The following is a 12390-nucleotide window of genomic DNA, read 5'->3' as shown; positions in this document are numbered from 1 at the left end:
AAAGCAAAAACAAATTTGCTCTGGTTTAATTATTTATTTTTGTCCTTTAATCTGTATCGGAGTTTCAGGACTAGTCATAAATTTATGAAGTCAGTTTTGTTGTCGGCAGTGTAACGGTTCCCGGATCTTTCCATAAACCGTCTTTTTCTGCTCTTTTCTTAACAGCCTGAGCTCTTTTTTCGCTGTCAGGATGGGAATTAAACATCTTCTCGAAACCGGATTGCGTACTTCCTTCTGAAAGCAGCGCCAGTTTTTTAAATGCTCTGTACGCTCCTACTACATTATAATTGTTAGCTTTCATAAAATCATATGAATAGGTATCAGCTTCTGATTCCTGTTTTTTGCTGTGTGAGGCATCCAAAAAGGCATTCGCCATTTTACCTACCTGGCTTTCATTTAGTGTAAATACTGTAGCGGAAGCTGATGAAGCCGCATCCAAAGCTGCTGCTTTTAAATAAGCCGATTTCATAGCATCTTTTGTGTCCTGGTTTTTTACATGTCCGATTTCGTGTCCGATAACCGCCAACAGCTCGTCATCCGTCATGATATCCATCAATGAAGAAAATACACGAACGCTACCATCTGCGCAGGCAAAGGCATTAATGTCTTTTACTTTGTAGACTTTGTAATTGAGCGTAAGACCGTCCTGAGATTTATGTTTCGCGAAAAGTTTATTAAGCCTTACGGTATAAGGGTCTTTAGGGCCAGCTACCTGATTATTTTTATCCATATAATCTACTGATTCCTTTGACAGCTTAATCGCGTCTTCGTTAGTAAAAGTAAAGGCTTTGGCTCCTTTGGAAACCACTCCTACTGCTTTTCCAAGATTAATTTTTTGTGCATTCATTGTACACATAGCTCCTAACAATAGAAGCCCGATAATCATTTTTTTCATAATTATTTCGAATTTGGACCGCGAAGGTAGTTAATTTTTAACAACTTCAGTTTCAAAACTTCATCATCAATCATTTCAAAATGCTATTTTTTTTCCCTATTTTTGTGAAATGAGTCAAAAATGGATCTATAAGCCCGAACCCGATGAAGAAGTTGTGGACAGCCTAAGTTCGTCACTTGGATTTGGTACTTTTGAATCTAAACTCCTCGTTCTTAGAGGAATTGACAATTATCAAAAGGCCCGGGAATTTTTTAAGCCAAACCTTGCCGATATACACAGTCCCTTTTTAATGGCCGATATGCAAAAAGCAGTAGAACGCATTGCAACCGCTATTGAAAATGGAGAAAAAATAATGGTATACGGAGATTACGACGTAGATGGAACTACGGCCGTTGCTTTGATGTACCTGTATCTCAGCAAAATTGTTGAGAAAAAATATTTAGATTACTACATCCCCGACAGAAATTCTGAAGGATACGGAATTTCCACCGAAGGAATTGATTTTGCGAAAGAAAATAATTTTTCATTAATTATTGCATTAGACTGCGGAATCAAGGCGATTGACATGATCGCTTACGCCCAAAGTCTGGATATCGATTTTATCATCTGCGACCATCACCTTCCGGGAGATGAAATTCCCAATGCTGCAGCTGTTTTAGACCCTAAAAGAATTGATTGCAGGTATCCGTTCAAGGAACTTTCCGGATGCGGAGTAGGCTTTAAACTTTGCCAGGGATTGAATACGATCTATAAAATTCCTGAAGCAGAATTATTTGAACTTACCGACCTGCTTGCTATTTCCATTGCTGCAGATATTGTTTCGATGACTGGTGAAAACAGGGTTTTAGCTAAAATGGGATTAAAAGTCCTTCGAAAAACCAGAAATATGGGGCTAAGGCTTCTTATTCCTGAAGATAAGCTTTCTCATTTTGAAATTTCAAATATTGTTTTTGAAATTGCTCCTAAAATAAATGCTGCGGGAAGAATTTCACATGGAAAAGCAGCTGTTGAGCTGATGGTTTCCGATAACCTGAAACATGCCAACCAGATCGTTAATGACATTATGGGTCTTAATGATGAAAGGCGTGAATTGGATATGAATTCTACCCTTTCTGCTTTGAATCAGATCATCGAATCTCAGCAGGAAACCAAACATACCACGATCGTTTATCATCCTGAATGGAACAAAGGCGTTATCGGAATTGTAGCTTCAAGACTGATTGAAACGTATCATAAACCGACATTGGTTTTCACAGATGGAAACAATGGAGAAATGGTAGCTTCTGCCCGATCTGTTTCGGATTTTGACGTTCATGAAGCACTGGATCTATGTTCAGAATATTTCCTGAAATTCGGAGGACATCACGCTGCGGCAGGTCTTTCAATGGAAAAAGACAAATTTGAAGCATTCAAAGTGAAGTTTGAACGAATTGTTTCGGAGAAGATTCAGGAACATCAAAAAGAGCCGACTATTCACATTGATTCTGAAATCAATGTTGACGATATTAACCGAGAATTCATTAATTTCCATAGAAAACTGGCGCCTTTTGGTCCTCACAATATGAAACCTATTCTGACTTTAACGAATCAAAGGCTTTCCGGATATGTAAAAACAATGGGGAAAGACAATAACCACGTTAAATTTTACATAAGACAGGAAGCTACAGGAAGAAATATTGAATGTGTAGGTTTTAAATTAGGCCCATTCGTAGACGATTTTAAGAATAGAAACTTTGATCTGGCTTTCACGCTGGAAGAAAACCACTGGAAAGGTAATGTAACGCATTATCTGAATATTAAGGATGTAAAGTTTAGAGATTAATCACTCAATGCTGCCACTTGATTTATGAAGAAGATCGGTCTTTTTTTCGGTTCATTTAATCCAATCCACATTGGACATCTTATTTTAGCCAATTACATTCTGGAGAACTCTGATATGGAAGAACTTTGGTTTGTCGTGAGCCCACAAAGCCCTTTCAAAGAGAAAAAGACTTTACTTAAGGATCACAACAGACTGGATATGGTACAGCTTGCCGTAAAAAATTACCCAAATATGAGAGCTTCCAATGTGGAATTCTCACTGCCGAAACCAAGCTATACCATTGACACGCTTACCTATCTCCATGAAAAATATCCTGATCATTCTTTCAGCCTGATTATGGGTGAAGACAATCTGGACGGGCTGCATAAGTGGAAAAATTCTGAAACCCTGATAAAAAATCATCACATCATTGTATATCCGAGGGTTTTTGAAGGAGAAAAAAAGGATTCTGAATATCTGCAGCATGATAACATTTCAGTGATAAAAGCTCCTGTCATTGAGCTTTCGGCTACGGAAATACGGAATATGATTAAAGAGGGTAAAAATGTAAGACCTATGCTGCCACCGGAAGTATTTGACTATTTGGACGGAAGCAGTTTTTATAAGTAATTTTGTACGGATTGAACGTTAGGAAAATAAAGTCGCGACCAGTGAATCTTTATTTTAAGTTTCAATGATAATTTATAATCAAGATAATGAACTTCATCGAAAAATTTTTCTCAAAATATTCCCAGGAAAAAATCATCAAATGGTTTAAGCAGATTTGTATTGCAGAAGCTGTTTCGTGTTTTCTGCTGTACGGCGTTGCCATGATCTGGAAAAGATATGATGATGAGGGACTTCTTCCTACGATTTTCATTATTGTTATTGGAAATATCCACGGGATATTTTTCAGCCTTTATCTTTTGTTGTGTCTTCCTGTGAGAAAAATTTTCAACTGGGATGATGAGGATTTCGTTTTTGCCCTTCTTTCGGCATTTTTCCCGTTCGCAACTATCTGGGTTGATAAAAAATTAGCCCGATTCGATAGAGAATAATATTATTTTTTCATAAAATTTCACTTTTTGCTGTAACAATATTCCAGTTACAGTTGTCTTATCATGTATAAAAGGTAAGTATCTAATTTTTTAATACAAATTTTAACTACTGAAAATCAAATAGTTAAAATGGATATAAAAATATTTTAAGTACTTTGTATTGCAAGATACTAGATTTATTATATATCTTTGTAATGTTAAATAATAACACATACAAGCTATTAACAAGTTAAAATAACCATCATGAGAACGTCACTACTAATTGGAGCTCTATTTTTCACAGGATTTGTTTTCGCACAAGAAAAGAAAACGGATACGCTGCAAGTAAAAAGCATAGAAGGAATCACTTTGAAAAAGCAGGTTTTCAAAAAGCAGAGCGATCGTTTTATTTATGATGTTGCCGCATCTCCTATTGCTAAAGGAACCAATACTTTTAATCTGTTACAGCAAACTCCTATGATTTCCAGTATTGATGGGAAAACATTGAAAATAATGGGGAAATCTGATGCAGTGATCTACATCAACAGCAAGAAAACGAATATGGATGCAGAGGCATTGATAGAGATGCTGAAAAATACGCCTTCCGAAGATATTCAGAAAATTGAAGTGATCACGGTTCCCGGAAGTGAGTTTCAGGTAGAATCCACCGAAGGTGTAATTAACATCATAATGAAAAAAAGTAAGAACAATGGGTATAACGGAACATTGAAATTGCTGGATGAACAGGGATATTTTAATAATCCATCGGGAGGACTTTCATTGAATGTAAGAAAAAATAAATGGGCTTTCAATACAAATTTCAATATGGGAAGCTGGAAAGAAAAAGAAAAATACACTCTTTCCAATGGTGATGCAACCTTCAGAAATGAATCATACGGGATGAATACTGATCCTAACAAAAACTATGGTGGTGTGGTAAACATCGACTATGAGATTAATAAAAAGCAAAGCCTGGGACTTACTTATAACATGAGATATAATAAAAGTTTCAACTCAGTCTTGGACGTGACCAACTGGCAGGATGGTGTTTTACAAAATAGAACCCTAAACACGGAAAATGCACAGACAAGAAATCATTCTTTCAATTTAAATTATGAAATAAAAACAGATTCTTTAGGCAGTAAACTGACTTCTAATGTTTCATATTTATGGTTCAACAGGGATAAAGTAAGTGATAATGAAACTTTCCCGATTGGTATCAAAAGTCAGTACGGTGCTATCAGGCAATCAGTTCCCCAGATCATTAATAATTATGCAGCCAATGTTGATTATATCCAGAAAACAGCCAAGGGAAATTCCTGGTTAATGGGAATCAGCTACAATCACACCAATACGGATAATGATGCTAAACAGGATATTTTTACGGATGGTAATTTTGTAAGTGATATCAACCAGACGAATCATTTTATTTACAAGGAAAATATTTTAGGCGCTTATATTACTTACGAAAGAAAGTTCAATGAAAAATTATCCGGTAAAATCGGAACCCGATATGAGATGACTAAAAGTACCGGGGAGATTTTAGGAAAAACCGATTTCGATAGAAATTACAATAACCTGCTTCCTTATCTTAATCTTAATTACGTAATCAATGCAGATAACAGCATCAGCTATACTTTTTCCAGCAGAATCAGAAGACCAAGATTCTGGGAACTGAATCCTTCAAGAACGTATTTTACTCCTGAGAATTACACTCAGAATAATCCGTTCATTCTGGCTTCAAAACATTATAATCAGGAAATCAGTTATATGTTTAAAAGTGCTTTCTATGCCAATCTTAGTTTCAATTATGCACAGGATGCTTCCAGCCAGCTTCCTTTGCAGGGAACTTTATCAAAACAAGGCGAAGATGAGAATGGAAACCCAATCACTATTACAACAAAATTCTTAAGATACATCAGAACCAACTATGGTAACAATAAGCAACTGGGGCTGACCGTCGGAATGAACAAATCCTGGATGAAAGAAATCTGGACAACCAATTATTCTGTGAATGTAGGATATGGGATGTATTCCGGTACGGTAAGTGAGGATCCCACTTCTAGACCTGCTGCAGGAACTACGGAAGCTCTTATTCCTTATACGGTAGATGTTAAAAATTTCAATTTTTTTGCCCAGTTCAACAACAGTATCCGCCTTTCTTCCCAAAAAGACTGGTTTCTGGGAATCAATTATTTCTACGCCGGAAAAAATCAGGTGGAGATTGGAGAGTCTGGAATACAGCAAAGCTTAGACCTCAGCATAAAAAAGATCTCAGGAAACTGGACTTTCTTGGTTGAACTGTATGATGTATTTAATCAAAACTATGACAGACTTACCGGTATTCAACCTAACGGAAGCTATAATAATATTACCACTTTCGGTTATAGAAGAGTTGTAAGTGCAGGTGCTACTTATAACTTCGGAAATCAAAAATTAAAAAAAGCAAGAGAGATGAAATCAGCGAATGACGCTGTAAAATCAAGAACTTAAAAATCAAATATTACACATAAATTTATTTCAACTAAAAAATAAAATCATGAAAACGCCACTACTCATCGCCGCTATATTTTTCACAGGATTCGCCTTTGCACAGGAAAAAAAACAGGATACCATTAAAACTAAAAGTATCGAGGAAGTTACGATCAAAAAACAGGTATTCAAAAAACAAAGCGACCGTTTTGTATATGATGTTGCCGCTTCTCCGGTAGCCAAGGGAAATACCACTTTTGATTTATTAAAGCAAACTCCCCTGCTTTCTTCTACTGACGACAAAACATTAAAAATTGCCGGAAAGAATAATGCGCTGATCTACATCAACGGAAGAAAAACCAATATGGATGCAGATTCTCTGGTTCAGCTTCTTAAAAGCACTCCTGCCGAAAACATTCAGAAAATTGAAGTAATTACTGTTCCCGGAAGTGAATATCAGGTGGAATCTTCAGACGGTATCATTAATATCGTGATGAAGAAAAAAATGAGCGACGGCCTGAGTGGAAACATGAGAATGAGCAATATGCAGAATAAATACAATGGTTCGAGTGCTTCTGTATCTATTAATTACAGAAAGGACAAATTAGGAATCAGCAGTAATATTTTTGCAGGGGATAATATCCAGGCACAGTCTTATGTTCTTAAAAACGGAAATTCTAAATCTTCCAATGAATCTGTTGGTGACATTACTGATCCTAATAAAAATCTGGGTGGATATTTAAACGTTGATTATCAATTAACTGATAAAAGTAATCTGGCACTATCCTGGAATTCATGGGCTAACAGAAGCTATGATTCAAAAGTGGATTTATTTAACACAATAGTAAGTGACAGCACCCAATATACCTGGTCAAAAAACAGAGAAAATGCCCGTTCTTACAACAATTCACTTAACTTAAACTATGAATTGAAAACGGATTCATTGGGGAGTAAATTGAATCTTAATGCTGCCTATCTTAATTACAGAAGATTTCAAAATACAGATAATAAGACTTATGGTTCCAATATAAGCAGAGATGTATTGGGTTTAAATCAACAAATCATTCAAAATCTTCCACAGATTATTAATAATTTCTCGGGTACTGTAGATTATATCCAGAAGTTTAAAAATGATTTCACCGTTTCTGTCGGTGGAAACTTTAATAAAACCAAAACAGATAATGACACTAAAAATGACACCTTCATATTCAATGCAAACCCTCCTGTAGCACCAAAACATGATCCGAATCACTTTGTCTATGATGAAACTATTTATGGGGTTTATTTGACACTGGAAAAGAAATTCTCTGATAAATTTTCCGGAAAGGCCGGTGCCCGTTATGAAGTAACGAGTAGTTTAGGAACATCTGATAATACCAACACTCCGGAAGAATTCCGAAGAATAGACCGAAAGTATAATAATTTCCTGCCTTACGTAAGTTTTAATTATGCATTGAATCAAACCAACAATATTTCTTATGCATTTTCTACCAGAATGAGGAGACCCAGCTTCTGGGAGATCAATCCGGTAAGAAATATTTTAACGAATGACAATTACACTCAGAACAACCCATTTGTAAAAGCGTCTTCTACGTATAATCAGGAATTAACTTATATGTATAAAAGTTCCTATTTCCTGATTTTAAATCACTCTTTATACAAAGATGTCATCACTCAGGTTCCGTTACAGGGTTATCCGGTGTCTCCAGATGGAAAAGTAGGCACCAACAACGTGCTTCGTTATTTAAGAACAAATTTTGGAAACAAACAGGAAATGTCTGCGATGTTTGGAATTCAAAAATCATATTTCAAAGAATACTGGACAACCAATTTCAATATCGGGGTACAGCACAATATCAACAACGGTACATTGGCTGTTGATCCTACGACAGGAGACCGTTTCCAGGATATAGACGGTAAACCTGTGGAATATATTAATAAAACAAAATCTACAAGTATCGTTATTCAAACTAATAATACCATCCGTTTAGATAAAAAGAAAACATGGTTTGTAGGAGTTAATTACTTCTTTGTAGACAAACAACAGATTGAGCTTGGATTGTTGAAAAACTTAATGAGCCTAGACCTGAGTTTGAAAAAAGTTTGGAACGAATGGACCTTTGCATTGAATGTAACGGATGTGCTTAGAACCAATATCGTGGAAATTGAAGATTTTCAAGCTAATGGAAATTACAATTATGTAAAAAATGACCAATTCAACCGGGGAATGACTTTCAGTATCACCTATAACTTTGGAAACCAAAAAGTTAAAAAAGTAAGAGATATTGAAGGTGCTTCAGATGCTATCAAAAGCAGAACAAGATAAAACTATCATTTCATATTCAATTATATTGTACAGAGAACTCGCTGATTTATCGGCGAGTTTTTTTATCTTTAGTACCTATGAAAAAAGGGTTATTAATCGTGTTAGGATGCATCAGCACTCTGTTTTTGGTATTGAGCTGCCAAAAGAAGATCCTGAAAATTAGCGACCATATCAGCTTTGACAGTGAAAAAAATATTCTTTACGGGAAAGATTCTGAGCAGGTCATGGATTTTTATGTTCCTCATGAAAAAACTACAGAAAAAAGAGATGTTTTTGTAATAGTTCATGGCGGCGGCTGGCGGGGAGGTGATAAATCACAGCTTACCCTTTTCACACTTTCGATGATGCGACAATTTCCAGACATGATTTTCGCCAACGTCAATTACAGACTGGCTTCTGAAGCGCGATACGGCATCCCTAACCAAACCGATGATCTAAAAACGGCCATGCTGTATCTTGAAAAGAGATTACGTTATAAACCTAAATTCATTTTGCTTGGAAATAGCGCAGGTGGGCATTTGTCAATGCTGTATGCCTATCATTTTGATCAGGAGAAGAAAGTAAAAGCGGTCATCAATATTGTAGGTCCGGCAGATCTTTCAGACTCAGGATTCAAAAGTTATGAAGATTATGCTTTTGTAGAAAAACATCTAATAGATCCCAATATACTTACTTCAAACAATACTATAACAGATTTTGCCAGTCCCGTACACTGGATCAATACAACCTCAGCACCTACCCTTTCTTATTACGGAACAGCGGACCGCGTTGTGCCTTTATCACAGAAAGCCATTTTAGATTCAACGTTAAACAGAAATAATGTTCTCAATGAATCCTGCGAATTCAACGGCGGACATCTGGACTGGTCTAAAGAACCTCATGATCAGTTTCTGATCAATACCATCTCTGATTTTTTGAAAAGACTTGATGGCAATAAAAAAACTCATTGATTTCTCAATGAGTTTAGTGTGTATTTATTTTCCTCTGGAATCAAATGTACAAGAGAAATTTTGATTTATTCTGATTTCACTACTTTTGTTCTTTCTGAAATTCCGTTGGCATTGAACGCCTCGATCTGGAAGTAATAAGCATCTGTTCTATCGGCTCCGGTGAAAAAATATTCATTCTTGCCATATACCATGATGCTTCCGTATAATTTATCCGGAGATTTCCCCCAATAAATCATATATCCGTCTGCATCAGGGTTTTGCTGCCACTTCATCCAGATGCTTCTTCTTTCCCCATATTTTTTGGGATCAGCTCTTAACGGAACAAAATTCTCCACTTTTTTAGGTTTTTCACCTGGTCCTTTTCCAAAAACCCTGAAACCGCTTAATGCAAATTTCCCGGTAGGCATTTTTAAGTTTTCCATTTTCAGAAATCTTGCCTGGGCCGGTTTTTCCAGTTCCACATAATCGTGCGGAACATCTTTTGTGTTTTTGCTTTTATCAACAATTACACTCCATTTTTTACCGTCGTTGGAACCGTATATTTTGTACTGATGCATCTTCCCGAAAGTTTTCCCCATAAACTCAACATCCTGATCAGCATAATTAATCTGAATGGCATTGATGGTAGAAACTTCACCAAGATCCGTTTGAAACCACTCACCGGAATTTCCGGTTTTTGCGCTCCAGTAGGTCTTTATATCTTCATCCACCGCATAATTGGAGTGATATCCTCCCAAGGTAGATGAAACCTGAACAGGTTTATTATAGTTCAACAACATCCAGCCGGCAAAAAGTCCTTTAGAAAAATCTTTCCCCTGGGCGTACTGCGGAAGAAAAGTCGGATAATCTCCATAGCTCGTATTGCTGTACATCACATCATCTTTATCAAAACCTGCAGGCCAGATTCCCAGTCTTCTTTCAAAATTATTTTTTGTAGAAATAAAGATCGTTGAAACATGCCACCAGTTTTTGAAATTATCCTCAAACGTTGCTCCATGTCCGGCGCCTCTCGCGAAACCTCCCGGTTTGTAGGAGAATGGATTGTGCTGCTGGTATTCAAAACCTTCGAGAGGGTTATTACTCACATATACTCCATCGGAATACCCACTGAATTCCGTTGCCGGAGCCCCATACTGCATATAATATTTTCCGTTGTGCTTCGTCATCCATGCTCCTTCAACAAAAGGCTGCAGGAACACATTATCATTGTACTCGCCAAATCTTTCCCAGCCATGATCTTCAGGCTTTAATTTTAAGATCGGTTTTACAAAACCTTCCGACTGCAGGGTTTTAACTTTTACTTCGGTTCCTAACAAAGGCCATTCATTGCTTGAACCCCAATATAGATACAGCTTATTTTTGTCTTCATCATAATGAAAAGCCGGATCCCAGGCACCCACCTTCAGGGTATCTACGGCAATTTTCCAGTCATCTTTTGTAGGATTGGTGCTTTTCCAGATCGGAAAATCCTGTTCCCAGGTTGACCCGAATACATACAGCGTGTCTTTCATTGCCCAAACCGCAGGTGCATTAAGGTCATGGATGTATTTTTTATCTCTAAGGAATTTTCTTTTCACAAATTTCCAGTCCAGCATATCATCACTGTACCAGTATCCTTCCTGATTGGTTGAAAAAAGGAATAATTTATTTTTAAAATTAACGATCACGGGATCAGCTGTTGCCCTGTGTTTTCCCTGTTTTGAGAAAACTTCGAAAGGCGTGTATCCGTAATCGATATTGATTGGATTACAAAATGTTTTCTGCTGTGCCTGTAAGCCTATTCCAAGGAAAATGGCTAACCAAAAAAAGTACTTGTACATCTTCATATTTTTTGCTTAAGTCACAAATTTACTTAACTTTTTTTAAGTTTCCTTCAATCCTTCAGAGATAAAAAAACTTCCGGCACCTTTTCAGGACCGGAAGTTTTTTATGAATCGTTTTCGATTATTGATCTATTATTTTTTAGGAAGAAAAACCTCAGCAAGCATGCATCTTGCGCTTCCTCCGCCATTCACTTCAATGGTATTAAGATCTGAATAAATAATCTCACAGTATTTTTCAATGGCTGAAATCTGTTCCGGCGTTAACGACTGGTAAGCCGTCTGGCTCATGACCAAAAACTTCTGTCCGTCTGTGTTCTGTACCTGAAGCATATTTCCTGCGAACTGCTGCATCTGCTCTTCCGAGATTTCTATAATTTCTTTTCCGGAATTTTTGATCGTTTCAATGACCTTGCTTCTTTCCAGTTCATTATCGATACAATCCAGGCAGATTACTACAAACTGATCCGCCACACACATCATAACGTTCGTATGATAGATGGGAAGCCTTTCTGAACCTACCGTCTGAAAAGAATGGAAAACGACAGGCGTAAATCCATATTTCTCACAAAATTCTCTGAATAACGCTTCATCCAATCTTAAAGAAACCGAACCGTAAGCAATTTTATGATCGTGATCAAAGATCATACTTCCCGTACCTTCCAAAAAGTGTCCCTGAATTTCCGGAAGTGACCAGTCATCAATTTCAGTTACTTCAAAACCTTGCTGCTGAATATTTTCAATAATATCATCTCTTCTTTCCACCCTTCTGTTGGAGGCAAACATAGGATATAAAACGACCTTTCCATCGTTATGAAAGCTTACCCAGTTGTTTGGGAAAATGGAATCCGGTGTGTGGGGATCTAATGTATCTTTTATGGTAATGACATGAATTCCCTTACCTCTTAATTTTTCAACAAAGATTTTGAATTCTGCCAGCGCTTTATGCTGAATGTCTGCTCCTTTCTGTTCAACCTGAAAGTAATTGTTTTCTGCGGTTTCCGCATTATAACCGAAAGCAATCGGTTCTATCATTAAAACGGTGTCTGTTGTCTGCATTATTTGTTTGATTTAAAAATTAAAAGATTG

General features: G+C 36.8%; 9 protein-coding genes. 6 read left to right on the top strand and 3 right to left on the bottom strand.

Features of this window, described 5'->3' with window-relative positions; genetic code table 11:
• Positions 1 to 82: 82 nt before the first annotated feature.
• Positions 83 to 895 (bottom strand): M48 family metallopeptidase, encoded by an 813-nt coding sequence (locus SB679_RS05520; protein ID WP_410701235.1) that lies wholly within the window; start codon positions 893 to 895, stop codon positions 83 to 85.
• 109 nt (positions 896 to 1004) lie between these two features.
• On the opposite strand from SB679_RS05520, the gene recJ reads away from it, so the two are divergent.
• The 6 genes from recJ to SB679_RS05490 all read left to right on the top strand — a co-directional run bounded on the left by recJ (position 1005) and on the right by SB679_RS05490 (position 9481).
• A complete protein-coding gene (recJ, locus tag SB679_RS05515) occupies positions 1005 to 2717 on the top strand; it encodes a single-stranded-DNA-specific exonuclease RecJ (RefSeq protein ID WP_410701234.1) in 1713 nt (570 codons plus the stop codon).
• Between the two features lie 24 nt (positions 2718 to 2741).
• The gene (gene nadD, locus SB679_RS05510; RefSeq protein ID WP_410701232.1) at positions 2742 to 3326 is read left to right on the top strand and encodes a nicotinate (nicotinamide) nucleotide adenylyltransferase; all 585 of its coding nucleotides are present in this window, start codon (positions 2742 to 2744) and stop codon (positions 3324 to 3326) included.
• 86 nt (positions 3327 to 3412) lie between these two features.
• A complete protein-coding gene (locus tag SB679_RS05505) occupies positions 3413 to 3754 on the top strand; it encodes a DUF3817 domain-containing protein (protein ID WP_034712927.1) in 342 nt (113 codons plus the stop codon).
• Between the two features lie 243 nt (positions 3755 to 3997).
• A complete protein-coding gene (locus SB679_RS05500; RefSeq protein ID WP_410701230.1) occupies positions 3998 to 6226 on the top strand; it encodes a TonB-dependent receptor domain-containing protein in 2229 nt (742 codons plus the stop codon).
• Between the two features lie 46 nt (positions 6227 to 6272).
• Entirely contained in the window at positions 6273 to 8531 is a 2259-nt protein-coding gene (locus SB679_RS05495) for a TonB-dependent receptor domain-containing protein (protein ID WP_410701229.1), read from the top strand.
• Between the two features lie 77 nt (positions 8532 to 8608).
• Positions 8609 to 9481, top strand: coding sequence for an alpha/beta hydrolase fold domain-containing protein (locus SB679_RS05490; protein WP_410701228.1), 873 nt, complete (start codon positions 8609 to 8611; stop codon positions 9479 to 9481).
• Between the two features lie 65 nt (positions 9482 to 9546).
• On the opposite strand, the gene SB679_RS05485 is transcribed toward SB679_RS05490, so the two are convergent.
• Positions 9547 to 11301, bottom strand: a complete 1755-nt coding sequence (locus SB679_RS05485) for a discoidin domain-containing protein (RefSeq protein ID WP_410701227.1) — start codon at positions 11299 to 11301, stop codon at positions 9547 to 9549.
• A gap of 135 nt (positions 11302 to 11436) precedes the next feature.
• Positions 11437 to 12360 (bottom strand): citrulline utilization hydrolase CtlX, encoded by a 924-nt coding sequence (gene ctlX, locus SB679_RS05480; protein WP_410701225.1) that lies wholly within the window; start codon positions 12358 to 12360, stop codon positions 11437 to 11439.
• Positions 12361 to 12390 lie beyond the last annotated feature (30 nt).

This window comes from Chryseobacterium sp. SIMBA_029, from assembly GCF_046535275.1.
In the GTDB taxonomy this organism is placed as follows: Bacteria; Bacteroidota; Bacteroidia; order Flavobacteriales; family Weeksellaceae; genus Chryseobacterium.
The sequence above is the reverse complement of the archived record's forward strand: the minus strand, read 5'-3'. Positions and strand labels throughout refer to the sequence as shown.